This window comes from Terrabacter sp. RAF57, assembly GCF_052113925.1.
Classification (GTDB): Bacteria; Actinomycetota; Actinomycetes; order Actinomycetales; family Dermatophilaceae; genus Terrabacter.
Window position 1 is genome coordinate 1 of the sequence record NZ_JBFRDT010000028.1, and the last position, 25,969, is coordinate 25,969.

The 25,969-nt window shown below is 72.4% G+C and carries 22 protein-coding genes and 1 pseudogene; 13 read left to right on the forward strand and 10 right to left on the reverse strand.

Annotation, left to right across the window (positions count from 1 at the left end):
* The 6 genes and pseudogenes from AB4Y83_RS20755 to AB4Y83_RS20780 all read left to right on the forward strand — a co-directional run.
* Nucleotides 1-339 (forward strand): annotated as a pseudogene (locus AB4Y83_RS20755) (4Fe-4S ferredoxin); the annotation flags it as partial.
* Nucleotides 336-911 (forward strand): NADH-quinone oxidoreductase subunit J family protein, encoded by a 576-nt coding sequence (locus AB4Y83_RS20760; RefSeq protein ID WP_442276225.1) that lies wholly within the window; start codon nucleotides 336-338, stop codon nucleotides 909-911. The pseudogene AB4Y83_RS20755 and the gene AB4Y83_RS20760, both read left to right, overlap by 4 nt.
* On the forward strand, nucleotides 908-1,393 hold the full coding sequence (gene nuoK / locus AB4Y83_RS20765) for an NADH-quinone oxidoreductase subunit NuoK (RefSeq protein WP_442298035.1): 486 nt from the start codon (nucleotides 908-910) through the stop codon (nucleotides 1,391-1,393). The genes AB4Y83_RS20760 and nuoK overlap by 4 nt, the downstream gene beginning before the upstream one ends.
* Nucleotides 1,390-3,303: an NADH-quinone oxidoreductase subunit 5 family protein gene (locus tag AB4Y83_RS20770; RefSeq protein WP_442298036.1), complete on the forward strand. Its 1,914-nt coding sequence runs from the start codon at nucleotides 1,390-1,392 to the stop codon at nucleotides 3,301-3,303. Before nuoK ends, AB4Y83_RS20770 begins: the two co-directional genes overlap by 4 nt.
* Entirely contained in the window at nucleotides 3,294-4,799 is a 1,506-nt protein-coding gene (locus tag AB4Y83_RS20775; RefSeq protein ID WP_442298037.1) for a complex I subunit 4 family protein, read from the forward strand. Before AB4Y83_RS20770 ends, AB4Y83_RS20775 begins: the two co-directional genes overlap by 10 nt.
* On the forward strand, nucleotides 4,796-6,391 hold the full coding sequence (locus AB4Y83_RS20780) for an NADH-quinone oxidoreductase subunit N (RefSeq protein ID WP_442298038.1): 1,596 nt from the start codon (nucleotides 4,796-4,798) through the stop codon (nucleotides 6,389-6,391). Before AB4Y83_RS20775 ends, AB4Y83_RS20780 begins: the two co-directional genes overlap by 4 nt.
* 51 nt (nucleotides 6,392-6,442) lie before the next feature.
* Here the strand turns inward: AB4Y83_RS20780 and AB4Y83_RS20785 are convergent, their stop codons facing one another.
* Nucleotides 6,443-7,060, reverse strand: a complete 618-nt coding sequence (locus AB4Y83_RS20785; RefSeq protein WP_442276230.1) for a hypothetical protein — start codon at nucleotides 7,058-7,060, stop codon at nucleotides 6,443-6,445.
* A 194-nt stretch (nucleotides 7,061-7,254) separates the two neighbouring features.
* On the opposite strand from AB4Y83_RS20785, the gene htpX reads away from it, so the two are divergent.
* From htpX to AB4Y83_RS20805, 4 genes are all read left to right on the forward strand, one after another.
* Nucleotides 7,255-8,130: a zinc metalloprotease HtpX gene (gene htpX, locus AB4Y83_RS20790; protein ID WP_442276231.1), complete on the forward strand. Its 876-nt coding sequence runs from the start codon at nucleotides 7,255-7,257 to the stop codon at nucleotides 8,128-8,130.
* Nucleotides 8,131-8,203: 73 nt separating this feature from the next.
* A complete protein-coding gene (gene pepN, locus AB4Y83_RS20795; protein WP_442298039.1) occupies nucleotides 8,204-10,702 on the forward strand; it encodes an aminopeptidase N in 2,499 nt (832 codons plus the stop codon).
* A 5-nt stretch (nucleotides 10,703-10,707) separates the two neighbouring features.
* Nucleotides 10,708-11,532, forward strand: coding sequence for a hypothetical protein (locus tag AB4Y83_RS20800; RefSeq protein ID WP_442298040.1), 825 nt, complete (start codon nucleotides 10,708-10,710; stop codon nucleotides 11,530-11,532).
* On the forward strand, nucleotides 11,529-12,044 hold the full coding sequence (locus tag AB4Y83_RS20805) for a GNAT family N-acetyltransferase (protein ID WP_442298041.1): 516 nt from the start codon (nucleotides 11,529-11,531) through the stop codon (nucleotides 12,042-12,044). The genes AB4Y83_RS20800 and AB4Y83_RS20805 overlap by 4 nt, the downstream gene beginning before the upstream one ends.
* Nucleotides 12,045-12,123: 79 nt before the next feature.
* On the opposite strand, the gene AB4Y83_RS20810 is transcribed toward AB4Y83_RS20805, so the two are convergent.
* The 6 genes from AB4Y83_RS20810 to AB4Y83_RS20835 all read right to left on the reverse strand — a co-directional run bounded on the left by AB4Y83_RS20810 (nucleotide 12,124) and on the right by AB4Y83_RS20835 (nucleotide 20,049).
* Nucleotides 12,124-12,522, reverse strand: a complete 399-nt coding sequence (locus AB4Y83_RS20810; protein ID WP_442298042.1) for a VOC family protein — start codon at nucleotides 12,520-12,522, stop codon at nucleotides 12,124-12,126.
* A 174-nt stretch (nucleotides 12,523-12,696) separates the two neighbouring features.
* Nucleotides 12,697-14,217: an SDR family NAD(P)-dependent oxidoreductase gene (locus AB4Y83_RS20815; protein ID WP_442298043.1), complete on the reverse strand. Its 1,521-nt coding sequence runs from the start codon at nucleotides 14,215-14,217 to the stop codon at nucleotides 12,697-12,699.
* A 220-nt stretch (nucleotides 14,218-14,437) separates the two neighbouring features.
* Entirely contained in the window at nucleotides 14,438-15,724 is a 1,287-nt protein-coding gene (locus tag AB4Y83_RS20820; RefSeq protein WP_442298044.1) for a S1C family serine protease, read from the reverse strand.
* A 68-nt stretch (nucleotides 15,725-15,792) separates the two neighbouring features.
* Nucleotides 15,793-17,325, reverse strand: a complete 1,533-nt coding sequence (locus AB4Y83_RS20825) for an ATP-binding protein (RefSeq protein WP_442298045.1) — start codon at nucleotides 17,323-17,325, stop codon at nucleotides 15,793-15,795.
* Between the two features lie 4 nt (nucleotides 17,326-17,329).
* A complete protein-coding gene (locus AB4Y83_RS20830; RefSeq protein WP_442276239.1) occupies nucleotides 17,330-18,052 on the reverse strand; it encodes a response regulator transcription factor in 723 nt (240 codons plus the stop codon).
* Nucleotides 18,053-18,396: 344 nt separating this feature from the next.
* On the reverse strand, nucleotides 18,397-20,049 hold the full coding sequence (locus AB4Y83_RS20835) for a DNA repair helicase XPB (protein ID WP_442276241.1): 1,653 nt from the start codon (nucleotides 20,047-20,049) through the stop codon (nucleotides 18,397-18,399).
* 102 nt (nucleotides 20,050-20,151) lie between these two features.
* Between AB4Y83_RS20835 and AB4Y83_RS20840 the strand changes: the two genes are divergently transcribed.
* A complete protein-coding gene (locus tag AB4Y83_RS20840) occupies nucleotides 20,152-21,084 on the forward strand; it encodes a hydroxymethylglutaryl-CoA lyase (protein WP_442298046.1) in 933 nt (310 codons plus the stop codon).
* A 12-nt stretch (nucleotides 21,085-21,096) separates the two neighbouring features.
* Here AB4Y83_RS20840 and AB4Y83_RS20845 read toward each other — a convergent pair whose 3' ends face one another.
* Nucleotides 21,097-21,471, reverse strand: coding sequence for a DNA polymerase ligase N-terminal domain-containing protein (locus tag AB4Y83_RS20845; protein ID WP_442276243.1), 375 nt, complete (start codon nucleotides 21,469-21,471; stop codon nucleotides 21,097-21,099).
* Between the two features lie 6 nt (nucleotides 21,472-21,477).
* A complete protein-coding gene (locus AB4Y83_RS20850; RefSeq protein WP_442276244.1) occupies nucleotides 21,478-23,898 on the reverse strand; it encodes a helicase-associated domain-containing protein in 2,421 nt (806 codons plus the stop codon).
* A gap of 70 nt (nucleotides 23,899-23,968) precedes the next feature.
* Here AB4Y83_RS20850 and AB4Y83_RS20855 point away from each other — a divergent pair, with 70 nt between their 5' ends.
* On the forward strand, nucleotides 23,969-24,910 hold the full coding sequence (locus AB4Y83_RS20855) for an aldose 1-epimerase family protein (protein ID WP_442276245.1): 942 nt from the start codon (nucleotides 23,969-23,971) through the stop codon (nucleotides 24,908-24,910).
* 30 nt (nucleotides 24,911-24,940) lie between these two features.
* On the opposite strand, the gene AB4Y83_RS20860 is transcribed toward AB4Y83_RS20855, so the two are convergent.
* Nucleotides 24,941-25,417 (reverse strand): SRPBCC family protein, encoded by a 477-nt coding sequence (locus AB4Y83_RS20860; protein WP_442276246.1) that lies wholly within the window; start codon nucleotides 25,415-25,417, stop codon nucleotides 24,941-24,943.
* Between the two features lie 156 nt (nucleotides 25,418-25,573).
* On the opposite strand from AB4Y83_RS20860, the gene AB4Y83_RS20865 reads away from it, so the two are divergent.
* The gene (locus tag AB4Y83_RS20865) at nucleotides 25,574-25,969 is read left to right on the forward strand and encodes a cold-shock protein (protein WP_442276247.1); all 396 of its coding nucleotides are present in this window, start codon (nucleotides 25,574-25,576) and stop codon (nucleotides 25,967-25,969) included.

Below are 25,969 nucleotides of genomic sequence, written 5' to 3' on the forward strand. Positions count from 1 at the left end.
GGTACGCGCGGGGCCGGTGCCGCGGCCCGCCCGACGCGGGTGCGCCGGGAGACCACGACCCCGCCGTCGGTTGCCGCGCCCGAGCCGGCGGCTCAGCCCGCGGCCGAGCAGACCAGGGTCATGCCGGCGGTCGAGCGCACGGCCGCGCTGCCCGCCGCTGAGCCCGCCGCCGAGACCGCCGCTGGGCGCACCGAGGGCATGCCGGCCGGCGAGCAGACCTCGGTCCTCCCGCCCGCCGACGGCGCCGAGGCCGAGCGGGCAGCGGACCAGGCTGCGGCACAAGGAGACTCGACTCAGGTCCTGCCGACGGTGTCGACCGATGAGGAGGGGAGCGAGTGACGACCCGCGACATCGTCTTCACCGCGGTCGGCGCCGTGACGGCGCTGTCGGCGCTGCTGTCGGTGACGACGAAACAGGTCGTCCACGCCGCGTTGTGGCTGCTCGTGTCGCTCGGCTCGCTCGCGGGTGCCTACCTCGTCCTCGGGCAGGAGCTCGTCGGCCTCGTCCAGCTGCTCGTCTACGTCGGCGCCATCGTCGTCCTCGTCCTCTTCGCGCTCATGCTGACCCGTGCGCCGATCGGTCCCCACGCCGAGATCGACACCCCGTGGTGGCAGCGGCTCGCCGGCGCCCTCCTCGGCGCCGCGACGACCGCACTGCTCGCCTCGCTCCTGCTCCCGCTCTTCTCGGGCACGACCGCCGACCTCGACACCCCGACGACGACCACGCCGCAGGTGGCACAGGCGGTCTTCGGCACGTGGGTGTGGCCCTTCGAGCTCCTCTCGGTGCTCCTCCTCGTCGCGCTCATCGGCGCCTTCGCCGTGTCGCGTCTGGTCCTGCACCGCGACGGCGGCCACGGCGCGCGCCGGCCGGCCACCGTCCCGTCGGGCGCACGGGCGGACGGTCGCGGATGATTCACCTCTCGCTGCCGGCCGCCCTGTCCGCGCTCCTGGCCGGCATCGGCGTCTACGGCGTCCTCGCACGCCGCAACGCCGTCCTCGTCCTCATCGGTGTCGAGCTCATCCTCAACGCCGCGAACCTGCTGCTCGTCACGGCCGGCTCCCGCCCTGGCGCGCCGCTCTCGGCCGGTCCGGTGCTCACCCTCTTCGTCATCACGATCGCCGCCGCCGAGATCACGGTCGCGCTCGCGATCATCCTCGTGATGTTCCGCCGCACGGGGCACATCGACCTCACGGCGGTTCCCGAACTCACCGACGACGAGCCGGACGACGCCGGCGACGGCTACGGGACCGACGCCGACGACACCGGCGATGCCAGCGACACCGATGACGCCAGCGACACCGACGACGCCGAGGACCCGCGCGCCGACGACCGGGACGACCACCCGCACGACGCGACGCGTGAGCCGGCGGGAGCGGGGGAGGGCGTCGCATGAGCTGGATCGTGCGGATGATCATCGTGCTCCCGGCGCTGGCCGCCCTCGTGGGGCTGCTGACGCGGCGCCGGCGCGGGCTCGCGGCGGCCGTCGCCGTGTCCGTGTCGGCCTACGTGGCGGTGCTCGGGCTCATCCAGTGGATCGCACCATCGCGTACGGCCGACATCGAGTCGATCGGCAGCCTCCCGCTCGGCGACCTCTCCGTGCCGCTGCACCTGCTCTCCGACCGTGTCTCGGGCCTCGTGGCGTTCGTCGTCGCCCTCGTCGTGCTCGGCATCCAGGTCTTCACCGCGTGGTACCTCCGCGACGACCCCCGCTACGGCCAGTTCGCCGCGACCGTCTCGCTCTTCGCGGCCGGCATGCTGCTCCTCGTCCAGTCGGGCGACCTCGTGCTCATGCTCGTCGGCTGGGAGGTCATGGGCTGGTGCTCGTGGCTGCTCATCGGCCACGACAGCGAGCGCGCGGCGGCGAGGCGAGCGGCCTACAAGGCCTTCATCGTCACCCGCGTGGCCGACATCGCCATGGTCGTGGGCATCGTCGCGTTGTCGGTGCGGGCCCGGTCGACCGACCTCATGGCGGTGCTCACGGCCGGCGGGGACGGCACGCTGCTCACGATCGGTCTCGTCGGCATCGTCATCGGTGTGGCCGGCAAGTCGGGCCTCGTGCCGTTCCACGACTGGCTCCCCGACGCGATGGAGGGCCCGACCCCGGCGTCGGCCCTCATCCACGCGGCGACGATGGTCGCGGCCGGCACGTACGTCATCGCCCGCCTCTTCTCGCTCTACGCCGGTCACGACGGCGCGCGCACCCTGCTCGCCGTCCTGACAGCCGTGACCATGGTCTACGCCGCACTGCTCGCGCTCGTGCAGACCGACCTCAAGCGGATGCTCGCCTACTCGACCCTGAGCCAGATCGCGATCATGCTCTCGGCGCTCGCCGCGGCACCGGCCGAGCTCGGGCCCGGTGCCGGCATCGCGCACCTCGTCGGCCACGCCTTCTTCAAGGCGCTGCTCTTCCTCGGGGCCGGCTGGCTCTCGGTGCTCGCCGGCGCGACCGCCGTCGCCGCCCTGCGCGGTCGACTGCGTCCGACCGGCGCCCTGCGCTGGTCGATGGGGATCGGCCTCGCCGCCCTCGCCGGCGTGCCGCCGCTCATCGGCTTCTTCACCAAGGACACCGTCATCGACGCCGCGCTCGAGGGCGCGACGGGTGGTGGCGGTTTCCGCGCCTGGCTCGTCGTCGTCGCCCTCTTCGTCACCGTCGTCCTCACGGCGGCCTACTGCACCCGCGCCTGGCTGCTGCTCGACACCCCCGTCGCCGCGACGGGCCGGCTGCCCGACGTCGAGCCCGCAGTCGTCGCCGAGGAGGACGTCGCCGTCGTGACCACCACCGACAGCGCCGACGACGCCGAGGTCGAGCGCGTCCACGCCCACGGCCACGCCCCCATCACGCTCCCGGCCGCGCTCGTCGTGTCCGTCCTGGCCGCCCTCACCGTCGTCGGCACCCTCTTCCTCGTCGGCCTCCGCGGTGGCGTGCACGTCGGGCTGCTCAGCGCCCTGCTGTCCGTCCTGCTCGTCGCCGGCGCCGCGTATGCCGTGTGGTCCCTCAGCGACCGCGGCCGGCTCGACGTCGCCGACCGGGTCCCCAGCCGCGTCCGGGAGCCGGCGGTGCGTGGCTTCGGCGTCGACACGGCATACGTCGGCTTCGGCCGGGCGGTCACCGCGGTCGCGCGTCTCGTCGTGGCGCTCGACCGTGACGTCGTCGACGCCTACCCGCGAGCGACCGCCGTCGTCGCCCGGGCCGCCGGCCGGGCGGGGGAGCGGAGCCATCGCGCCGTGCCCTCGCTGTCGCTGCTCAGCCTGCTCGTCGGCGTCGTGGTCGTCGCCGTCCTGGGGGTGGCCGCATGGCGCTGACCCTCATGCTCCTGCTGCCGCTCCTCGCGGCGATCGCGCTCATCGCGATCCCCGGTGAGTCCACCGTCGAGCGCGGCATCGCGCTCGGATCCACCGTCGTCACGGCGGTGCTCGCCGTCTTCGTCGTGTGGGGCCGTCACGAGGTGGACGTGCCGTGGATCCGCTCGCTCGGCGTCCGGTGGCACTTCGGCGTCGACGGGATCTCGGCGGCGCTCGTGCTCCTGACCGCGCTGCTCACCGTCGCCGTCGTCGCGCACGCCCTGTCCGGGCCGATCCCCAAGGGAGGCACCGGGTCGACCTTCCTCGGCTGCATCCTGCTCGTCGAGGCGGGGGCGCTCGCCACGTTCATGGCGCGCGACGCGATCCTTTTCTTCATCGCCTTCGAGGTCGTCCTCGTGCCGATGTGGGTGCTCGTCCGCCGGTTCGGCGACGACCACGTGCGAGACGAGACCCGCGCCGACGCCGCCGGCCGCTTCGTGCTCTTCACGGTGCTCGGCTCGACGCTGATGCTCGTCGGCATCCTCTTCCTCGTCCACCACCAGGGCACGAGCGACCTCACGGTCCTCGCCGAGCGCCATGGCGCCGGGCTGTCCCGGCCGCTCCAGGTCGCGATCGCCGCGATCCTGCTCCTCGGGCTCGGCATCAAGGTGCCCCTGTGGCCGCTGCACACGTGGCTGCCCTCGGCGCACACCATCGCCCCCACCGCCGGCTCGGTGCTCCTCGCCGCCGTCCTGCTCAAGATGGGCACCTACGGCATCGTCCGGCTCGCGGTCGGCACCGTGCCCGCAGGAGTCGCGCAGCTGAGTCCGGTCCTCGCGATCCTCGGCGTCGTCGGCATCCTCTGGGGAGGGCTCGCCTGCCTCGTCGAGCGCGACCTCAAGCGCCTCATCGCCTACAGCTCGGTCGCGCACATGGGCTTCGTCGCCCTCGCCATCGCGTCGGGCAGCGAGACGGGACTGCAGGCGGCGCTCTTCGGCAACATCGCCCACGGCGTCGTCGCGGCCCTCCTCTTCTTCATCGTCGGCGACCTCAAGGAGCAGTGGGGGTCCTCTGACCTCCACGTCGCCCGGGCCGCCCTGCGTGACAAGGCTCCCCGCTTCGGCCTCGCCCTCGTCGTCGGCCTCGCGGCCGCGCTCGGGCTCCCGGGCCTCGTCAGCTTCTGGGGTGAGTTCCTCGCGTTGTACGCCGCGTGGTCGCCCGCGCCCGACCGGCCCGTCGCGCTCCTGCGCGTCTGCGTCGTGCTCGGTGCCGTGGGGCTCGCGCTCGCAGCGGCCTACGCGCTCCGGGTCGCCCGCATCGTCTGGGCGGGTGAGGGCAGCGACGCCGCGCAGGGGGCTGCGGCCGAGCCCGTGGCGGACGCCCGTGGCGCCCGTTGGGCGGTCGTCATGACGCTGGTCGTCGTCATCATCACGCTCGGCCTGCTCCCGCACCTGCTGCTCGGCCTCTCGGACGCCGCGACGTCCGGCCTGCTCTCCGGACTGGGGGTCTCGCCGTGAAGGGCCTCGCCATCGACTACAGCATCCTGCTTCCGGCGATCCTGCCGGTCGCCGGGCTCGTGCTCGTGCTCGTGCTCGATCTCGTCAACCCGCGCCTGCGCCAGGTGCCCTACGCCGTCGCCGCCCTAGCCGCGATCGGGTCCGCCGTGGCCACGGTGCCCGGGCTCGCGCTCGGCGGCGGGTCGACGCGCGAGACGTTCTGCCTGACCGGTCGGACCGGACAGGCCGCCGGTGGCGCCACGGCGGCCGGCGTCGACGGCCTGCCGCAGGTCTGCCTGTGGCAGGCCGACGCGCTCGGCAGCACCCTCCAGCTCGCAGCCGCCGTCTCCGCCCTCGTCTGCATCGCCCTGGCCTGGCCCCGCACCCGCCGTCGGCGCCCGACCGACAGCACCCGTGAACCGGTCGAGACCGTGCTGCTCCTCGCGGCCCTCGCCGGCACGATCGTCGTGGCAGCCAGCCGCGACGTCGGCACGTGGCTCGTCGCCCTCGAGCTCGCGACCCTGCCCGTCATCGCGCTCGTCGCCCTCTCCGGCCGCCGGTCGGCCGTGGCCGGCGCCACCCAGCTGCTCGTGACGTCCCTCGTGTCCTTCGCCCTGCTCGTGCTCGGCGTCGCCCTGTGGTTCGCCGCGACGGGGAGCCCGTTCCTGACCCCGGACGCCGCGCTGTCCTCCGGTGGCGCGTTCTCGGCCGCGTCGGGCGCCCCGACGTCCGTCGTCTTCCCGTCGGTCTCGGGAGGGGTCGTCGCGCTGGCGACGGTCCTCGTCGTCGCCGGGGTCGGCTTCAAGCTCTCGCTCGTGCCGTTCCACGCGTGGACGCCCACGGCATACGCCGGCTCGTCGGTGCCCGTCGCGACCTTCCTCGCGACGGTCTCCAAGATCGCGGCGCTCGCGGCCCTGCTCGTCGTGCTTCGCGCGGTCGCCGCTCTCGGGACGCCCGCCCTGCTGTCGATCGCGCTGCTCGCCTCACTGAGCATGACGCTCGGCAACGTCATGGCGCTGCGCCAGGACGACGTCGTGCGCCTGCTCGCGTGGTCGACGGTCGCGCAGGCCGGATGGGTCGTGCTGCCGCTCGTCAGCATCTCCGCGCTCGGCGTCGGCGCCAGCGCCACCTACCTGCTCACCTACGTCGTCGCGACGCTCGTCGCCTTCGCCGTCGTCGCGGTCACCCTGCGCGACCGGCCCGGGGAGGGGCGGTCCATCGCGGCCTACGAGGGTCTGTGGCAGCGCAGCCCGTGGCGGGCCGGCGCGCTCGCCCTGGCGTTGACCTCGCTCGCGGGACTGCCGCCCGGCATCATCGGCCTCGTCGGCAAGATCACGGCCCTGCGGCCGGTCGTCGCCGAGGGCTGGGTCTGGCTCACGGTCGTCGCCGCGGTCAACGCCGTCATCGGCGTCGCCGTCTACCTGCGCTGGCTGCGCGCCGTGATCACCGCCCCCGACGTGGTGGCCGGTGCCGCGGACTCCGAAGGCCCGGGCCCCGCCCGGGTCGCCGTCGCGCGGCGGCGACCGGTCATGGTCGCCGGGCTCGTCCTCGCGTCGGCCATCCTCGTCGTCGTCAGCGTCCAGCCCGACCTGCTCCTGCGCCTCCTCGGCTGACGACGACCCCGGGGGCCGTGGGCCTCGGGGTCGTCGTCAGCGGTGGAGCGGTCAGGCGGTCTGGGGCACCGCCCGGGCGTCACCCGTGGGCTCGGTCGGCTTCGCGAGGCCGGTCGCCTCGTCCTCGACGGTCTTGGCGTGGCGCAGGCCGAGCAGCGAGAGCACGAGCAGCAGGGCCGCTCCGACGAAGGAGGCGATGCCGGCCCAGAGGGCGATCGTGCCCATGGTGCCGAAGGCGTAGGCGTTGAGCAGCAGGCCCCGGAGCGTGTTGCCCATGAAGAGGCTCTGGCGCAGGTCGCCGAGGGCCGTGACCTGGGCCGGGTCCGCGTTGGGGTCCTTGACAGCCTTCATGTACTCGGCAGACACCTCGGAGTACGTCTTGTTGTTCGCCTGGGTGTTCATGTGCACGAGGATGTAGTGGTCGGCGAAGGCCTTGGCCTGGGCGCCGTTCTCCATCTTCTGTCCGGCGTACTGCAGCAGGGCGTCCTTCTGGTCCTGGGTCTCGAGCGCGGCGGCGGCCGGCATCGTGATGTTCTGCTGGCTCAGCTGCTCCTTGACGTTGTTGGCGACGAAGCTGCTCGCGTAGATCAGGAGCGCGCCGGCCACCGCCAGCACGACGGCCATGATGAGGCCCGTCCACGAGATCAGCCGGTCGAGTGTCTTGCGCATCATGTGCTTCTTTCATCGGATGGGATGTCGCTTTCCCCAACACCGCCAAACTACTACCGTGTGTAGTAGATGAGTTGTCGGTTCAACGATGTCGGGCCGAGATCTGGGTCACAGAGGTCGTCGAGGTGGATCCCAGTCACCTCTCAGGAGATTCCCAGTGGGAACACGCGCTCCAAGCCGCTCGTTCACCCGACATGCACAACCACTTCAACGGGCTCAAGACGGCTGCGCTCTTCGGCGGCATCTGGGCCCTGCTGCTCGGGATCGGCGCGCTCGTCGGTGGCGGGCGCTTCATCTGGTTCTTCGCGCTGATCGGCGTCGCGATGACGTTCTACGGCTACTGGAACAGCGACAAGCTCGCGATCCGGGCCATGCACGCCTACCCGGTCTCCGAGGCGCAGGCGCCGGCGATGTACCGCATCGTGCGCGAGCTCTCGACGGCAGCCGGCAAGCCGATGCCGCGCCTCTACATCAGCCCCACCCAGGCGCCGAACGCCTTCGCGACGGGCCGCAACCCGTCGAACGCCGCGGTCTGCTGCACCGAGGGGATCCTCGGCCTGCTCGACGAGCGCGAACTGCGCGGCGTGCTCGGTCACGAGCTCATGCACGTCTACAACCGCGACATCCTCACCAGCTCGGTCGCCGCCGCGGTCGCCGGCGTCATCACCTCGATCGGCCAGATGCTGATGTTCTCGAGCATCTTCGGCGGCGGTGGCTCCGACGAGGACCGTCCCAACCCGCTCGCGCTGCTGGCGATGAGCCTGCTCGCGCCGATGGCCGCGATGATGATCCAGATGGCGATCAGCCGCACCCGTGAGTACGACGCCGACGAGGACGGCTCGAAGCTGACCGGTGACCCGCTCGCTCTCGCCTCGGCCCTGCGCAAGCTCGAGTCCGGCGTCGCCCGCGCACCGCTCGCACCCTCCCAGGACATCGTCAACGCGAGCCACATGATGATCGCGAGCCCCTTCCGGGCGCAGGACGTCACCCGGTTCCTCTCGACGCACCCGCCGATGGACCAGCGCATCGCGCGTCTCGAGAGCATGGCCGGCGGTCCGCTCCACCGCTGACCGGGCGGGGTCGACCACGACGAGGGGGCCACCCCGGCGACGGCGGGCCCGTCGATCTGGCAGGCTCGCCCCTATGCGCAGTCTCACCCTGGCCGAAGCCCGCGAGCGATCCTCGCTGATCACCGTCACGTCGTATGCCGTCGAGCTCGACCTCGACCAGGGGTCGGAGGTCTTCGGCTCGCGCACCAGCGTCCGGTTCACGTGCGCCGAGCCCGGCGCGGACTCGTGGATCGACCTCAAGGCCCGCTCGGTCGAGACGATCTCACTCAACGGCGAGTCGCTCGACCCGGCCGACGTCGTGGACGGCCGCCTCCCACTCGCGGGACTGGCCGCCGACAACGAGCTCGTCGTGGCCGCGACGATGGCCTACAGCCACGACGGGCAGGGGCTGCACCGGGCCACCGACCCCGCCGACGACCTCGACTACGTCTACGGCCACCTCTTCCTCGACGCCGCTCCGAGCGTCTACGCGTGCTTCGACCAGCCTGACCTCAAGGCGCCCTACGACGTCACGGTCCACGCGCCCCTCGACTGGACGGTCATCGGCAACGGCGCCGCCTCCGAGGTGGGCGCCGGCACGTGGAGCCTCGCCACGACGAAGCCGCTCGCGACGTACTTCATGACCGTGTGCGCGGGACCGTACGTCTCCGTCCACGACGAGCACGACGGCATACCCCTGGGCCTCCACGCGCGGGCCTCGCTGCGCGAGCCACTCGAGCGGCACGCGGCCGAGCTCTTCGACGTGACGAAGCGGTCGTTCGACTACTTCCACGGGCTCTTCGGCATCCGCTACCCGTTCGGCGAGTACCACCAGGTCTTCGTGCCGGAGTTCAACGCCGGCGCGATGGAGAACCCCGGCTGCGTGACCTTCCGCGACCAGTACCTCTACCGCGGTGCAGCGACGCGCGACGAGCTGCTGACCCGGGCCAACACCGTCAGCCACGAGATGTCGCACATGTGGTTCGGCGACATCGTGACGATGAAGTGGTGGGACGACCTCTGGCTCAACGAGTCGTTCGCCGAGTACATGTCGCACCGGTGCCTCGTCGACGCCACCGAGTACACCGACGCCTGGGTCGACTCCTCGATCGTGCGCAAGGTGTGGGGCTACGGCGCCGAGCGCTCGCCGTCGACCCACCCCGTCGCCGGCGTCGAGGCGCTCGACGCGCAGAGCGCGCTGCAGAACTTCGACGGCATCTCGTACGCCAAGGGCGCGGCCACGCTGCGCCAGCTCATCGCGTACGTCGGTGACGACCAGTTCATCGCCGGCGTCCGCGCCTACCTGAACGACAAGTCCTACGGCAACGGCACGCTCGCCGACTTCCTCGCCGCGATCGAGACCGCGAGCGGCAAGGACCTCGAGGCCTGGTCGCGGGCCTGGCTGCTGACCGCCGACCGCGACACGATCTCGGTCGACGTCGAGGAGCAGGCAGGCGTCGTCGAGTCGGCCGTCGTGCGCCGCGAGGCGCCGGCGGACCGGCCGGCCGACCGCCCGCACGCCTTCGACGTCGCGGGGTGGACCGACGGACGCGAGCTCGGTCGTGTCATGGCCACCCTCACCGGACCCGAGACCACCCTCGCCGAGCTCGAGGGGACCCCGGAGCCCGCCGTCGTCGTGCCCAACGCGTCCGACCTGACGTGGGCTCGCGTACGCCTGTCCGACGCCACCGTGGCCGCGCTGCCGTCCCAGCTCGGCCAGATCCCCGACGAGCAGGCCCGCGCCGTCGTGTGGTCCGCGCTCATCGACGGCGTGCACGGCGCGACGGTCTCGCCCGAGGCCTTCCTCGACGTCTTCGACGCCGCGTGGCCGCTCGAGACGAACTCCTCGATCCTGACCCGGGTCGCGGCCTACGCCGAGCACCGGATCGTGCCGTACTTCGTGCCGCGCGAGTCGCAGGAGGCGGCCATGGCCCGTCTCAACCGGGCTGCGGTGGGGCTGCTCGAGCGGGCCACGGCCGGCACGACCGAGTCGCTCGCCGCGGCCCGCCTCGTCGCCGGCACGAGCGACGACGAGGCCCTGCTGCGCGCGTGGGCCGACGGTCAGGGTCTGCCGGCCGGACTCGAGGACGACGGTGACTTCCGCTGGATCGTCGTGCGCAACCTCGCGGCGCGCGGGCTCATCGGGGTCTCGGAGGTGGAGGCGTTCCGCGCCAAGGACGACACCCTGCAGGGCGGGCTCAACGCGCTGATGTGCCGGGCGAGCCTGCCCGACGCGCAGGCCAAGGCCTGGGCGTGGGAGCAGCTGACCGGCCGCGAGGGCCGCTCCAACTACGAGATGGTCCACCTCGCGCGCGGCTTCTGGGTCGCGCCCGACGCGGCCCTCGTCGCCGACTACGTGCCGCGCTACTTCACCGACGTCCCGGCGATGTCGGCCTGGGTCGGGGAGGACGCCCTGTCGCGCGTCGTCCTCGTCGCCTTCCCGCGGGTCTTCGACGACGAGACGGCACGGCTCAGCGCCGCGGCCATCGCGCGTGACGACCTCACCCCCGCGGTCCACCGCTCTCTCGTCGACGCCGACGCCGAGCTGCGTGAGGCCCTCGCGTCGCGGGCGACGTTCGGCGCGCCCGTCTGACCGCGGTGGGCGTCCCGACCCGCGACGAGCTCCCGGACGTCGTCCGCGACGTGTGCGGCTCTCATCTCGCGCTCCTCGACGAGCGCCTGCCGGGGCTGCTCGACGGTCTCCACCTCCACGGCTCGATCGGGTTCGACGGCGAGTTCCACGGCGGCAGCGACATCGACTTCGTCGCGGTCACCACTCGCCGCCCCACCGAGGCGGACGTCGACGTGCTCCGGGAGGTCCACGGCGAGCTGGCCCGGCGCTGGCCCGAGCCCGACTACGACGGCTTCTACGTTCTCGAGAGCGACCTGGCCGGGGCTCCGGGCGACGTGCCCGACGGACCCGGCGTCCTGCACCAGTGGTTCGACGTCGGCATCCACTGCGACCTCAAGGAGATCACGTGGCGCGAGCTGCGTGACCACGGGATCACGCTGCGCGGCAGGCACATCCGTGACATTGCGATCGCGAGTGACGACACCGCGCTGCACGACTCCACCCGCGAGAACCTCGACACCTTCTGGCGCTCGCAGCTCGAGGCGATGGAGCACCACCCGCGGGAGGCGTCCTTGCCCCAGGCCGCCGAGTGGGGTGCCCTGGGGGCGCCGCGGCTCGTCCACCTGCTCGTCACCGGACAGCCCACGTCGAAGTCGGGGGCGGGTCGGTGGGCACGTGAGGCGTACCCGCACCACCGCGAGATCGTCGAGGAGGGCCTCCGGGTGCGGGAGCGTCCCGACGACCCGTCGACGTATGCCACCGACCCCGGTCGTCGTCGCCGTGACCTCATCGCGTTCATGACGGAGGTCATCGCCGACGGCGTCGCGGTCACGGAGCCCGCCGAGCGGTGAGCCGGGTGTCCCGGGGCGGGTGGGTCGTCGAGCGGGCCGACGTCACGTCGGCCGAGTCGGCGGCCTTGCTGCGCGACTACCTCGTCGACGTCAGCGACCGGTGGTTCCGGCTGCACGAGGACCGCGACTCGACGCCCGAGGAGATCGAGCAGAGCCTCGCCGAGATGCCGAGCGACGACCTCGCACCGCCGATGGGTGACTTCGTCGTCGCGCGGTCGGGGGAGCGGCTCGTCGGCTGCCTGGGTGTGCGCCTCGTCCCGGACCGGTCCGACGTCGCGGAGCTGAAGCGGATGTTCGTCCGGCCGGAGGCGCGCGGGACCGGCCTCGCGGGGGCGCTGCTGGCCGCGGTGGAGGAGGCCGCTCGCGCCCTCGGTGCGACGACGGTCCGGCTGGACACCCGTCTCGACCTCGTCGAGGCCCGCGCGCTCTATCGCCGGCAGGGCTACGTCGAGGTGCCGGCGTTCAACGACGGCGACTACGCCGAGGTCTGGTACGCCAAGCCTCTCCGCTGACCGCTGGTTCGCGGAGATCTTCCAGCACCAGGCCGAGGGATCTCCACGAACAGGTGCCCCCGATGCCAGGGCCGGCCGGTCAGCGGTCGTAGGCCGTCGTGTGGTGTGGTTCGTAGAGCTGGATCTCGTCGGCTCCGGGGATGGCCATCATGACGACGAGGCCGTAGCCGTGGTCCGTGGGCTCGGTCGTGAACACCGCTCCGCGCGCGGTGAGCTCGTCCATCGTCGAGCGCAGGTCGTCGCACATGAGCGAGATCGCGTGGTGCCGCGGCGCCGACCACGTCGACCCCTCAGGCCCGCGCGTCGGATGCACCCCGAGCTCGCTCGGGCCGGTCCCGAAGATGAGCCAGGCGTTCGTGTCGTCGGCGCCGTCCGAGCCGTCGTCGGTCACGGAGGGCCACCGGAGGACGTCGCGGAAGAAGGCGCGCGTCGCCGCTGCGTCGTCGGAGTACACGAGGTTGTGCACGGCAGTGATCATGGACGGGACGCTACGCCGATGAGGCACGCGACGGCATACCCGTGTCCGCGGTGGGCCGAGGGTCGCGTTCGTGCATCCGCCCGTGACGGGCCTCCCTTGTCACTCCGCGGTGGACTGAATCCCCGCACCAGGTGCCGGCAAGCCACCGCGATCGGCCGGTGGCGGCAAGCGACGTCACCAGGGGCTGGGCTCGTAGTCCTTGACGAAGCAGCCGTAGAGGTCCTCGCCGGCCTCGCCGCGCACGATCGGGTCGTAGACGCGGGCGGCGCCGTCGACGAGGTCGAGCGGGGCGTGCCAGCCCTCGGCGGCGATGCGCAGTTTTTCGTCGTGCGGGCGCTCGTCGGTGATCCAGCCGGTGTCGACGGCCGTCATGAGGATGCGGTCGGTCTCGAACATCTCGCCCGCGCTCGTGCGGGTCATCATGTTGAGCGCAGCCTTGGCCATGTTCGTGTGCGGGTGGCCCGGCCCCTTGTAGCGGCGGGAGAACTGGCCCTCCATGGCGGACACGTTGACGACGTACGCCCTGCGCGCGCCACCCGCGACCGCGGCCCGCATCGCCGGCCGCAGACGCGAGACGAGGATGAAGGGCGCCGTCGAGTTGCACAGCTGCACCTCGAGCAGCTCGAGCGGGTCGACCTCCTCGACCTTCTGCGTCCACGAGTTGGTGCGCTGGAGGTCGGGCAGCAGACCGCCGGCGTCGACGGCGGTGCCGGCCCGGTGCGCCTCGAGGCTCGCGTGCCCGGCGGTCAGGGCCAGAGCTGTCATCGACGCGGCCGTCTGGGCCGCGATCGCGTGCTCGACCGACTCGCCGTCGTGGTGGGCGATCGCGTGGGTGCCGAGCGCCCCGGCGATCGAGGCCGGGTGCGCTTCGCTGATCCGGTCGAAGGTCACCATCTCGGGCAGGGCCACGCCGTCGGGCAGCGGAGCCGACTCGAGCTCGACGAGGTTGCTGTAGGCGCCGGGGGATCGGCGCACGGTCTGGGCGGCGTTGTTGATGAGGATGTCGAGCGGGCCGGCCGCGCTGACCTCGTCGGTCAGGGCCACGACCTGGGTGGGGTCGCGCAGGTCGATGCCGACGATCTTGAGCCGGTGGATCCAGTCGGCCGAGTCCTCCATGGCGGAGAAGCGGCGCATCGCGTCCTTGGGGAAACGCGTCGTGATCGTCGTGTGGGCGCCGTCGCGCAGCAGGCGAAGCGCGATGTACATCCCGATCTTCGCGCGGCCCCCGGTGAGCAGGGCACGCTTGCCCGTGAGGTCGGTGCGCTGGTCACGCTTCGCGTGCGAGCGAGCCGCGCAGTCCGGGCAGAGCCAGTGGTAGAACGCGTCGACGAGCGTGTAGTCGGTCTTGCAGATGTAGCACCCGCGCGGGTTGACGAGCTCACCGGCGAAGGCGCCGGTTGCGTTGGAGACCAAGGGGATTCCCTTGGTCTCGTCGTCGATCCGCATCGGCGATCCGGTGGCCGTCGACTCGATGACCTGCCGGTCGGCCTTGCGCTCGGCCCACGTCTTCGCGTTGCGCCGGTCCTTCTTGAGCCGCTTGTACATCAGCGAAGCGGCCCGCTTCAGGGTCTCGAAGTCCGGGTCGTCGATCTCGAGCGAGGGCGCCAGGGCCAGCACACGCACCGCGGTCGCGACGTCCTCGGGGTCGAGGTGCACGACGGCAGCGGGGTCCAGCTCGTTCTCGGTCTCACTCACCGCGCAAGGGTACGCGGGGAGCTCGCTCCGCCCCCAATCCACGGTCCCGGCCCGGCCCGGAGACAGAGTATGCCGCCGGGCCGGCGACCGTCCGAGCCACCGGGAGGGTGGTGGGGACGGGCGCGAGCCCGACGGCATACGAGACCGGGGAGGGTGGCCTCGCCCGGGTCACGTCCAGCGTGTCGTCACCCTGTCCGTGACCCGGCGCGAAGTGGAGGGGTCAGTTCGAGCTGGCCGGCTTGACCGCGAGCGTCACGGGGACGTCCTGGCGGGCGCCGCCCCGGATGACCGTGAGCGTGGTCTTGTCGCCGGCCGTCATCTCGCGGATCTGGGCGACGAGGGCCGTCGCGGAGTCGATGCGCTGACCGTCGACGGCGATGATGACGTCGCCGTTCTTGATGCCGGCGTTCGCGGCGGGCGTCCCGCCGTTGACGGCTACGACCTGGGCGCCGGCACGCTTGGCGCTGCCGTCGGAGACCACCGTGTCGCGGGTGCTGACCCCGAGGAACGCGTGCTGGGCCTTGCCGCTCTTGATGAGCTGGTCGGCGATCGACTTGGCCTCCTTGACGGGGATGGCGAAGCCGATGCCGATGTTGCCGCTCTGGCTGCCGCTCGAGCTCTGGCCCAGCGACGCGATCGAGCTGTTGATGCCGATGAGCTCGCCCTTGGCGTTGACGAGCGCGCCACCGGAGTTGCCCGGGTTGATCGCGGCCGACGTCTGGATGGCGTTCGTCACGACCTCGTCGCCGGACGTCTGCTGCTGACCGAGGGGCGACTCGCTCGCCGTCCCGGTGCTGACCGGACGGTTGAGCGCCGACACGATGCCCGTGGTGACGGTGCCCGACAGGCCGAGCGGGTTGCCGACGGCCATCGCCGGGTCGCCGACCTTGAGGGCCTCGGAGTCCCCGAGGGTGATCGGGGTCAGGTCGCTCGGTCCGTTGGTCAGCGTGATGACGGCGAGGTCGGTCGAGGGGTCCGTGCCGACGATGGTGGCACCGTAGGTGCGCCCGTCGTTCAGCGTCACGGTGATGGCGCCGTTGCCGGTCGCGTCGCCGACGACGTGGTTGTTGGTGAGGATGTGGCCGCTCTTGTCGAAGACGACGCCGGAGCCGGCCCCCGACCCCTGCTGGGTCGTGACGTTGATGCTGACGACGCTCGGCGTCACGGCGGCGGAGACCGCGGTCCAGTCGGGAGCGGTGGCGTTGCCCTGCACGACCGTCGGCGAGGAGCCCTGGTTCTGGTTCGTCGTCGACGTGGTGGACGTCGTCGCCGCGGCGGTGCCCTGGTCGCCGAGCTGTGTGGCGGCATACGTGCCACCGCTCGCGAGGACGGCCGCGAGCAGCGCGACGCCGATGGTCTGGCCGACGCGGCTCTCGCGCTTGGGCGCCGGACGGCTGCCCTCACCCAGGGGCGGCGTCGGCGGGGCCGGCGGCGCGGGTGGTGCGGACTGGCTGTAGTAGCTGCCCTGCGGGATCTGCTGGGTGTGGTCCTCAGGTGCCAGGGTCATGGCTCCTCCTCGCTCTGGTCTGTTGTCTCCATGACATCGACCCAGCTTTGGATGACGTTGTGGTGTTCCTAGGAATCCGCTGTGCCTTGGGTGGCCCGGTGGTGACGTGGCTCACGTTGGGTGGGGGCGACCGGCAGTGCGACGACGACGGTGGCCCCGCCACCCGGGGTCTCGTCGACCCGGACCGTGCCGCCGTGGGCCTCGACGATCGCGTGGACGATGGCCAGCCCGAGCCCGTTGCCACCGCCCTGGCCACGGCTGCGGCTGCGGTCGGCGCGGTAGAAACGCTCAAAGACGTCGGCGCGGGCGTCGACGGGTATGCCGGGTCCGTGGTCGCGCACGTGGAGGGCGACGTGCTGGGCGTCGACCCGTCCGACGAGGATCTCGATGGGGGTGCCGTCGGGCGTGTGCACACGCGCGTTGGTCACGAGGTTGGTCACGACCTGCCGCAGCTGGTGCTCGTCGGCCCGCAGCTCCGTCGGCTCGATCGGTCCGTTGATGCCGGTCGCGACGATGTGCCGGCCCGGCGCGATGGTGCGCGCGTCCTGGGCCGCGTCGGCCGCGAGGACGGCGAGGTCGACGGTCTGCAGCTCGAGGGGGCGCTCGCCGTCGAGGCGCGCGAGGGTGAGCAGGTCCTCGACGAGCCCGCTCATCCGGTGCGCCTCGGACTCGATGCGCCCCATGGCGCCGGTCACGGCGTCGGTCGTGGGCAGGGCACCCTGTCGGTAGAGCTCGGCGTAGCCGCCGACGGCTGCGAGCGGCGTGCGCAGCTCGTGGGAGGCGTCGGCGATGAAGCGGCGCATCTTCTCCTCGTTGGCCTCGCGCACCGCGAAGCTCTGCTCGATCCGGGCGAGCATCGCGTTGAGCGACCGGGAGAGCGACGCCACCTCGTCGTCGGTGTCGGGCACGTCGACGCGCTGGGTCAGGTCGCCCACGGCGATCTGGGCGGCGGTGTCCTCGATGCGCGTCAGCGGCCGGAAGGTGCGTCGGATGAGGTACCAACCGACCAGCGCCGTCAGCAGGAGGGCGAACGCGCCGATGCCGGTCGCGAAGAAGAGGAACCGGTTGACCGTGCTGTCGAGGGGACGCAAGGGCAGGGCGAAGACGTAGATGTCGGTGCCGGCCTGGTCGACCTGCGCGAGCGCGATCCACTGCCCGTCGCCCCCGACCGAGCCGACCTGGAAGGTCGCCGCATCGGTGACGCGCGGGTCGTTGGCGCGCAGTGCCGGGATGTCGGCCTGGTCGGGTTCGGTGACAGCCTCGCCGAGGGAGCGGGACTTGCCGGTGTCGAGGTCGATCGTGCGAAGCGTGAACCCGGACGGCAGCCGAGGCTGGGTCTCGCTGAGCTCGGCCGCCTCGAAGGAGGCAACGCTCGCGGCATAGACGTGCAGCTCCTGCTCGGCCTGGTTGAGCAGGTAGACGCGCAGCAGGGCACTGATGACGAGTGCGGTCACCGTGAGGGCTGCCGCGACGAGGCCCAGAGTCACCCCGAGCAGGCGCCAACGCAGCGGCATGGCCCGCAGGCGCCGGGTCAGCGAGCGTTCGCGCAGCGCGGCGCTGGGGACGGTCGCGTCGGCCGCCGGGGCGGTCAGGTCGGCCATCCGGTCAGGAAACGGTCAGTTCTGGGGGCACCCGGAGAACGTAACCCACACCGCGCTTGGTGTGGATGAGCGAGGGGCCGTCGGCATCGATCTTGCGCCGGAGGTAGGAGATGTAGGACTCGACGATGCCGGACTCGCCGCGGAAGTCGTAGTCCCAGACGTGGTCGAGGATCTGCAGCTTGGAGAGCACCCGGTTGGGGTTGAGCAGCAGGTAGCGCAGCAGCTTGAACTCGGTGGGGGACAGGTCGATGATGCGGCCACCGCGGCGCACCTCGTGGCTGTCCTCGTTGAGCTCGAGGTCGTGGAAGCGGAGCGTGGCGCCGTCGTCGGCCTGCCCGCGGGTGCGGCGCAGGACCGCCCGGATGCGGGCGATGACCTCTTCGAGGCTGAACGGCTTGGTGACGTAGTCGTCCCCGCCCACGGTGAGGCCCTGGATCTTGTCGCCAGTCGCGTCGCGAGCGGTGACGAAGACGATCGGCTGCTGTCGGCCGCGGTCGCGCAGGCGACGGGTCACCTCGAAGCCGTCAACGTCGGGGAGCATGACGTCGAGCACGACGAGGTCGGGCTCGGACTCGGCGGCCATGGCGAGGGCGGTCGTGCCGTCACCGGCCGTCTCGACCTCGAAGCCGGCGAAGCGGAGTGAGGTCGCGAGGAGCTCGCGGATGTTCGGCTCGTCCTCGACGACGAGCAGGCGAGCCTCGGGTGCCGCAGCTGTCTGGGTGTCCACGGTCCCAGTGTCAGGGTGTTCGCTGGGAGTTCGCTGGGAACGACGGAACCTGTCGCGGCGCCCGCTCAGCGCCCGGAACGGGACCGGCCGACCGCGAGTCAGCGCTTGCGAGCCTTGGCCAGAGCCTTCTTGAAGTCCTTGCCGCACATCGAGGCGCAGTCCTGCGCGCCCAGTCGCTTGATCACCACGGGGCACCTCGTGCACCGCGGGCTGTCCTTGCAGCACGTGGACTTCGGCTTGAGCTTCGCCACGTCCTTGGCCTTGAGCTTGCCCGCGCCGACGATGGTAGGTAGGCATGGCGCGTCTGACCTCAGTGAGTCGCCGGCTGGGACGGTCGGCCGCGCTCAGAGGTCGTCGGCGTCGACGATGCGGTACGCGTACCCCTGCTCGGCCAGGAAGCGCTGTCGGTGCGCGGCGAAGTCGGCGTCGACGGTGTCGCGGCTGACGATCGTGTAGAAGTGCGCGGTGCGGCCGTCACCCTTGGGGCGCAGGACGCGTCCGAGGCGCTGGGCCTCCTCCTGGCGCGAGCCGAAGGTGCCGCTGATCTGGATCGCGACGCTCGCCTCGGGCAGGTCGATGGAGAAGTTGGCGACCTTGCTGACGACGAGGGTCGTGATCTCGCCGGTGCGGAAGGCGTCGTAGAGGCGCTGGCGCTCCTTGACCGTCGTCTCTCCGGTGATGACCTCGGCGCCGAGCCGCTCGGCCACCTCGTGGAGCTGGTCCAGGTACTGCCCGATGACGAGCGTCGGCTCGCCGGCGTGCTGCTTGGCCAGCGTCTCGACGACCGGGAGCTTGGCGTCGGAGCACGACGCGAGGCGGTAGCGGTCCTCGGGCTCGCTCACGGCATACGCGAGGCGTTGGCCCTCGGGCAGCGTGACGCGCACCTCCACGCAGTCGGCGGGAGCGATGTAGCCCTGGGCCTCGATGTCCTTCCACGGCGCGTCGAAGCGCTTCGGGCCGATGAGGCTGAACACGTCGGCCTCGCGGCCGTCCTCGCGCACGAGGGTCGCGGTGAGGCCGAGGCGGCGGCGCGCCTGGAGGTCGGCGGTCATCCGGAAGATCGGGGCCGGCAGCAGGTGCACCTCGTCGTAGACGATGAGGCCCCAGTCGCGGGCGTCGAGCAGGTCGAGGTGCGCGTAGGCACCCTTCCGCTTCGTCGTCAGCACCTGGTAGGTCGCGATCGTGACCGGGCGGATCTCCTTGCGCGCACCGGAGTACTCGCCGATCTCCTCCTCGGTCAGGGTCGTGCGTTTGATGAGCTCGTCCTTCCACTGCCGCGCGCTGACCGTGTTGGTGACGAGGATGAGGGTCGTCGCCTTGGCCGCGGCCATGGCGCCCGCGCCGACGAGCGTCTTGCCGGCGCCGCAGGGGAGGACGACGACGCCGGAGCCACCGTGCCAGAAGCCGTCGACGGCGTGTTGCTGGTAGGGGCGCAGGTGCCAGTCGGCCTGGTCGAGGTCGATGGGATGGGCCTCACCGTCGACGTAGCCGGCGAGGTCCTCGGCGGGCCAGCCGACCTTGAGCAGCTCCTGCTTGAGGGTGCCGCGCTCGCTCGGGTGCACGACGACGGCGAGGTCGTCGAGGCGCTCGCCGGTCAGCGGCTTGATCTTCTTGTGCCGCAGCACCTCCTCGAGGACGGGCCGGTCGGTCGTGCGCAGCACGAGCCGGGTGCCCTCGGGGCTGTCGGCGAGACCCTCCTTGGTGAGGGTGAGGCGGCCGTAGCGATCCATCGTGTCGGCCACGTCGACGAGCAGCGCGTTGGGGACGGCATACCGGCTGTGGGTGATGAGGGCGTCGACGACCTGCTCGGCGTCGTGGCCGGCCGCGCGGGCGTTCCACAGGCCGAGCGGCGTGATGCGGTAGGTGTGCACGTGCTCCGGGGCACGCTCGAGCTCGGCGAACGGGGCGATGGCCCGGCGTGCGGCCTCGGCGTTCGGGTGGTCGACCTCGAGGAGGAGGGTCTTGTCGCTCTGGACGATCAGGGGTCCGTCATTCATCGTGTGGGGACAACTCCGAGCGTGGGTCGAGGTATTCCGTCGGGCCCCCGTGAGCCGATACCTCGGCCCGGGCGCGGGGCGTGCTGGTGACAGTATGGGCGCATGCGATCCCCACAGGTCGAGGCGGCGACGGGGCTGCCCCCGAAGGTGACGATCTACGAGGTCGGTCCGCGCGACGGCCTGCAGAACGAGAAGACCATCGTCCCGGCCGAGACGAAGGTCGAGTTCATCCGCCGTCTCGAGGCCGCCGGGCTCGGCACCATCGAGACGACCTCGTTCGTCCCGGCGAGGTGGGTGCCGCAGATGGGTGACGCCGAGGAGGTGCTCGCCGGCCTCGGCGCCGACGGGCTCGGGCGTCGCCGTCCGGCCCTCGTGCCCAACGAGCGAGGCCTCGACCGCGCCGAGGAGCTCGGGCTCGGTGCGATCGCGATCTTCGGCTCGGCCACCGAGACCTTCGCGCAGAAGAACCTCAACCGGTCGGTGAGCGAGCAGTACGCCATGTTCGAGCCGGTCGTGAAGCGTGCCCTCGCCGACGGGATGTGGGTGCGCGCCTACGTCTCGATGTGCTTCGGCGACCCGTGGGAGGGTCCGGTGCCGATCGAGCAGGTCGTCGACACGGCCGAGCGGCTCATGGACCTCGGCTGCCACGAGCTGAGCCTCGGCGACACCATCGGCGTCGGCACGACGGGCCACGTCCACCGGCTCCTCGAGGCCCTCGCCGCCCACGGCATCGGCACCGACCGTGTGGCCGTGCACTTCCACGACACCTACGGTCAGGCGCTCGCCAACACGATGGCCGCCCTGCGCGACGGCGTCTCGGTCGTCGACGCGGCCGCGGGCGGGCTGGGCGGCTGCCCCTACGCGAAGTCCGCGACCGGCAACCTCGCCACCGAGGACCTCGTCTGGGCCCTGCACGGCGCGGGCGTCGCGACCGGGGTCGACCTCGATGCGCTCGTCGAGACGTCGGTGTGGATGGCGCAGCAGCTCGGCCGCCCGTCGCCGAGCAACGTCGTGCGCGCCCTCGCCRGCGCCTAACCCACCCACGCGTCAGCCGGAGGGCTGGTCCTTGGTGAGGTGGAGCAGCCAGTCGCGCTCGGTCCGGATCAGGGCGTAGCGGCGTGACCCGGTCTGCCCGTGGAGCACGAAGACGATCCGGTGGTCGTCGCGCGACTCCTCCTCCCACCAGCCGGTGTCGGCGACCGACTTGTGCTCGTCGGTGTAGGTCAGGTGGTCGAGGTCGTGGTCGTCGACCGCGACGGCCAGGCGGTCGTGCCGGCTCGTCGTCGGCAGGCCCTTGGGCACCGCCCACGAGCGCAGGACGCCGTCCTCCTCGAGCCGCAGGTCGAAGTGCGGCCGCGGCTTCCGGTGGTCGTGGAGCACGTATGCCGGCCGGTGACCCCCGCGGACGTCGTTGCCTGCCAAGGCTGCTCAGCTCTCGAGCGTCGCGCCGGTGATGCGGTGGACCGAGAACGACTTCTCATGGCCGGACTCGTCGGTGGCTCGGACGCGGCCGCCCTCGACCTTCTGCGGGTGGATGAGGTGGCGGCTCGTGGCTCCGTGACCGTCGGAGTAGCCGATCCAGACGCCGTGCCGGTCAGCGACGGCGTCACGCAGCAGCGAGAGGGTCACGACGGGGTCCATCGCCTGGATGCGCGGTCCGGGTCGGGTCTCGTCCTCGACGCGGCGCTGGTCGGCGGTCGCCTCGGCCGCGCGCAGCCCGTCGACGAGCGACTGGGTGTAGGGCCGGTCGACCGGGGAGACCATCGGGCCGGGACCGCGGCGGCGTGAACCCGCCCGTCGGCGAGGTGTCTCGGCGTGGACGACGGCGCCGTCCTGCCCCTCGTGGACGGGGGCGAAACCGTTGTCGCGCAAGAGGTCGACGAGGACGCGCGGGTCCGCCGACGAGACGAGGACCGTCGGCGCAAGCCGCCGCAGCCGGAGAGGCGTGAGGTCGCGCGACGCGAGCATCGTGTCGAGCACGGCCTCGTCGTCGGACCGGATGTAGGCCGCCGCCCCGCCGATCCGGGTCTGGCCGTGCTTGCGCGCGACGTCGGCGACGAGGTACTCGAGCGGCTGCGGCACCGGGGTGCGGCTCGACCGGCGCACCGTCTCGGTGAAGTCGGCCGCGGTCCACCCGGCGTCGAGCGCGCGGCGCACCGACTCGGGGGTGAAGCGGTAGACGGTGGCGCCGCCGCGGGACTCGACGTCGGCGGCGAGGCGCATGAACGACCCGAGGCCGCCGACGAGCGGTCCGGGGGCGACGGCGGTGAGGTCGGCCTGGACGAGGATGTGGTCGACGGGTGAGGGCAGGTGCGCCGACATCGCCGCGGCGACGGTCTCGGCCACGGCTCCCGGCTCGGCCGACGTCTGCCCGTTCGAGGTGATGTCGGCAGCGCTGCCGCTCGCGCGATCACCTCGACCGCGGGCGGGGCGCCTGCCGTTCGAGGTGTTCGCGACACCCGCCTTGCTCGCGCCATCACCTCGAAGCGGGGGTGCGGGCGGGGGGAGGAGCGGGGCGACGAGCGCACGGCCGGCCTCGGACAGGGCGCCGCGACCGGTCACGCCGAGCCACTCGCTCTCGCGCAGCACCGCCTCGACGGCCTCGTCGAGCACGGCGGCGGACCGGTTCGGCCGGCGCCACGCCAGGCGCTCGCGCAGCGAGGTGTGGTCGGCAGCGTGGCCCGGCTCGAGGGACGCCAGCTCACGCAGCACCTCGCGGCGGATCGCACGGATCGCCGGCCACTGCACGTCGGGGCCGAGGGCGTTGGCGGGACCGGTGCCCGTGCTGCGCCGACCGACGAGGTGTGGTGCTCGGGTCGACCCGAGCCAGGCCACGGCCAGCGTCGCCCACCGGTGCCCGGCCTCGCTCGAGCTCCACTCGTCGATCTCCGATGTGGGCGCCCACACCGGCACGACCTCGCCGTCGTCGGCGACGAGGCCGGCGGCATACGCCAGCTCGACGACGAAGGCGGTGTGCTCGGGGTCGAGGTCGAGCGCCATCTGGGTGACGCGGAGGTCCCGCACCGACAGGCCGCCGGCGCGCAGCACCCGGGGTGGCTCAGCGCCCCACGTCGCGGCCAGCTCGTCGAGGTGGGTCAGGCACTCGCTCGCGGCACCGCCGGCAGCTGCGTCGACGAGCGAGACGGGTCGGGCCTCGATGTCGGGCGGCGTCAGCTCGGCCGACCGGTGCAGGCGGCCTTGCCGCAGCACGAGCCCGACCTCGCGGGGGAGCGCGACGCGGTCGGTCGAGACGGGGACGAGCAGGTGGTGCTCGAGCAGCCACCGGGCCGTCGTGCGTCCGGGCGTGGCCGTGGGCAGCACGCCGAAGGCCGGCCCCCACGTCATCCGCTCGAGCATCGCCCGCGAGTCGTCGGGCGCCTCGGCAATGGCGGCCCGGATGTGGTCGGGGTCGGCGTGCTCGGGGAGCGACGAGGGCCGCAGCTCACGCATGGGCGCGCCGAGCCCGGCGACCGCCGTGCCGAGGACCTCGGGCACGGTGCGCACGACGTGGTCGCCGTCGGCGCCCCGCCAGAGCAGCGCCGCGCGCCAGAGGTCCTGCACGATCGCGTCGACGGTCGTGGCGTCGTCGGTGCCGAGCAGGTGAAGCAGTGTGCTCCGTTCGGCGGCGTCGCCCGCGACGACGACGGCCTCGAGCACCTGGAGGTGGCCCCGATCGAGCGCCTCGACGGCCCGCTGCACGCTGGCGCGGGTGCCGGCACGGGCGGCGAGGCTCGTCAGGTCGGCCGGCGCGGGGCGCGCGAGATCCGGGCGCGCGAGCACGAGGTCGATGAGCTCTGCGTCGCTGCGACCGCGGATGTCGTCGGCGAGGCTCCGGCTCGAGGTGGCCATCCTCCCAACCTACTGCCCGCACGCCGTGCCTCCGACTCGCGCCGGGGACGCGCCCGCTAGCGTTGCCCCCATGAGCGCGCTCTCACCGGCGACACCCGCCGAGCCCGCCCCGGCGCACCCGACCGGGCAGCAGTGGACCATCGGGCACGGCCCGTTCGAGGCGACCGTCGTCGAGGTCGGGGGCGGCCTGCGCACGTTCACCCGTGACGGCGTCGACGTCGTCGCGGGTTACGCCGCCGACGAGACCTGCGCGTCCGGCCGTGGGCAACAGCTCATGCCCTGGCCCAACCGGATCCGCGACGGGCGCTTCACGTTCGCTGGCACCGAGCACCAGCTGTCGGTCACCGAGGTCGCCCGCGGCAACGCGAGCCACGGACTCGTGCGCTGGGCCCTGTGGGAGCTCGTCGAGCTCGAGGACGACCGCGTCACCGTCGGCTACCGCCTGCACCCGCAGCCGGGGTGGGACCACTTCCTCGACCTGCGCACCACCTACCTGCTCGACGACTCGGGCCTCGTCGTGACGACGGCCGCCCGCAACGTCGGTCCGTCGGAGGCGCCCTTCGGCTACGGCGCCCACCCCTACCTCGCCATCGGCGAGACCCTGCTGCCCGACGTCGAGCTGCGCATCCCGGGGTCGACGTGGGTCGAGGTCGACGAACGGCTGCTCCCCGCCGCGAACCGTCCGGTCGACGGCGAGCCGTACGACTTCCGCGATCGCCGCCCCGTCGGCGAGGCGCGCCTCGACACCGCCTACACCGACGTCCTGCGCGACCCCGACGGCATGTGGCGCGCCACGGTGTCGGCCGCCGACCGCACGACGACGCTCTGGGCCGATGCCGCCTTCCCGTGGCTGCAGGTCTTCACCGCTATCGCCGAGGACCGCAAGGGCGAGGTCGGCATCGCCGTCGAGCCGATGAGCTGCCCGGCCGACGCCTTCAACTCCGGGCACGGACTCGTCGTGCTCGCCCCGGGCGAGGAGTGGACCGGCACGTGGGGCATCTCCCAGACCTGACCCGGTCAGCCCGACCGTCCACGTGACACCTCAGCGGCCGAGCAGCACGTCCGACGTCTGCTCGAGGGCCTGGCGTGCGTAGCCGAGCCACATCCGGCCGACGAGCGGCAGGACGCGGGCGGCATACGTGCTCGTCGGGTGCATGGTCCAGCTCCACGTCACCCGCACGCCCGTGCCCTCTGGCGCGAAGGCCCAGCGGCCGTCGACGTGTGAGACGAGCGGCTTGAACGCCCCGGTGAAGTCGGTGAGCACGTAGTCGAAGCGCTCGGGTCGCACGACCTCGGTCAGGCGCTCGCGCATCGTCCCGCCGTCGGCCAGGGCGATGGTCCGGGTCTGCCCGACCTCGCCCCACGGACCGGTCTGGTCGCGCACCTCGCGGATCGGCGGCAGCAGCCCGTAGCGCCGCGACATGAGGTCGGTCAGCGGGTGGGGGAGCAGGCGGTCGTAGGCGTCGGCGACCTCGACGGGCAGGGCGCGGGACGACTCGAGGTGCAGGGGCGTGGGCATGCCCCAGCGTAGGTCGGCCGGCCGGCCGGTCGGTGCCTCGGCACCTGCGCGGCGCGGAATCCGGCTTGCCCCGAGCCGTTAGGCTGGAGCGGAGCGCAAGGAGCGCCATCGAGTCGTGCCGTGACACGGCCGACCGAGATCTGAACGAGGTGGACTGTGCCGACTGGCAAGGTCAGGTTCTACGACGCGGACAAGGGCTTCGGATTCATCTCCGAGGACTCGGGCGCGGACGTCTTCCTGCACGCGAACGCGCTCCCCGCGGGCGTCACGACCCTGAAGAAGGGCGTGCGTGTCGAGTTCGGCATCGTCGAGGGCCGCAAGGGTGCCCAGGCGCTGTCGGTCACGGTGCTCGACCCGGTCCAGTCCGTCGCCGCCAACAAGACCGCACAGACCCGCAGGACGCCGGAGGAGCTCACCGTCATCATCGAGGACGTCGTGCAGCTCCTCGACGGCGTCGGCAACGGCTACCGCTCCGGACGCCGTCCCGACCGCAAGCTCGCCTCCAACGTCGCTCGCGCCCTGCGTGGCCTCGCGGACGAGCTGGAGAAGTGA

Coding starts and splice junctions, on each gene's coding strand:
- nuoK (WP_442298035.1), top strand. CDS start 908: ATGATTCACCTCTCGCTGCCGGCCGCCCTGTCCGCGCTCCTGGCCGGC.
- AB4Y83_RS20770 (WP_442298036.1), top strand. CDS start 1,390: ATGAGCTGGATCGTGCGGATGATCATCGTGCTCCCGGCGCTGGCCGCC.
- AB4Y83_RS20775 (WP_442298037.1), top strand. CDS start 3,294: ATGGCGCTGACCCTCATGCTCCTGCTGCCGCTCCTCGCGGCGATCGCG.
- AB4Y83_RS20785 (WP_442276230.1), bottom strand. CDS start 7,060: ATGCGCAAGACACTCGACCGGCTGATCTCGTGGACGGGCCTCATCATG.
- htpX (WP_442276231.1), top strand. CDS start 7,255: ATGCACAACCACTTCAACGGGCTCAAGACGGCTGCGCTCTTCGGCGGC.
- pepN (WP_442298039.1), top strand. CDS start 8,204: ATGCGCAGTCTCACCCTGGCCGAAGCCCGCGAGCGATCCTCGCTGATC.
- AB4Y83_RS20810 (WP_442298042.1), bottom strand. CDS start 12,522: ATGATCACTGCCGTGCACAACCTCGTGTACTCCGACGACGCAGCGGCG.
- AB4Y83_RS20820 (WP_442298044.1), bottom strand. CDS start 15,724: ATGACCCTGGCACCTGAGGACCACACCCAGCAGATCCCGCAGGGCAGC.
- AB4Y83_RS20825 (WP_442298045.1), bottom strand. CDS start 17,325: ATGGCCGACCTGACCGCCCCGGCGGCCGACGCGACCGTCCCCAGCGCC.
- AB4Y83_RS20835 (WP_442276241.1), bottom strand. CDS start 20,049: ATGAATGACGGACCCCTGATCGTCCAGAGCGACAAGACCCTCCTCCTC.
- AB4Y83_RS20850 (WP_442276244.1), bottom strand. CDS start 23,898: ATGGCCACCTCGAGCCGGAGCCTCGCCGACGACATCCGCGGTCGCAGC.
- AB4Y83_RS20855 (WP_442276245.1), top strand. CDS start 23,969: ATGAGCGCGCTCTCACCGGCGACACCCGCCGAGCCCGCCCCGGCGCAC.
- AB4Y83_RS20860 (WP_442276246.1), bottom strand. CDS start 25,417: ATGCCCACGCCCCTGCACCTCGAGTCGTCCCGCGCCCTGCCCGTCGAG.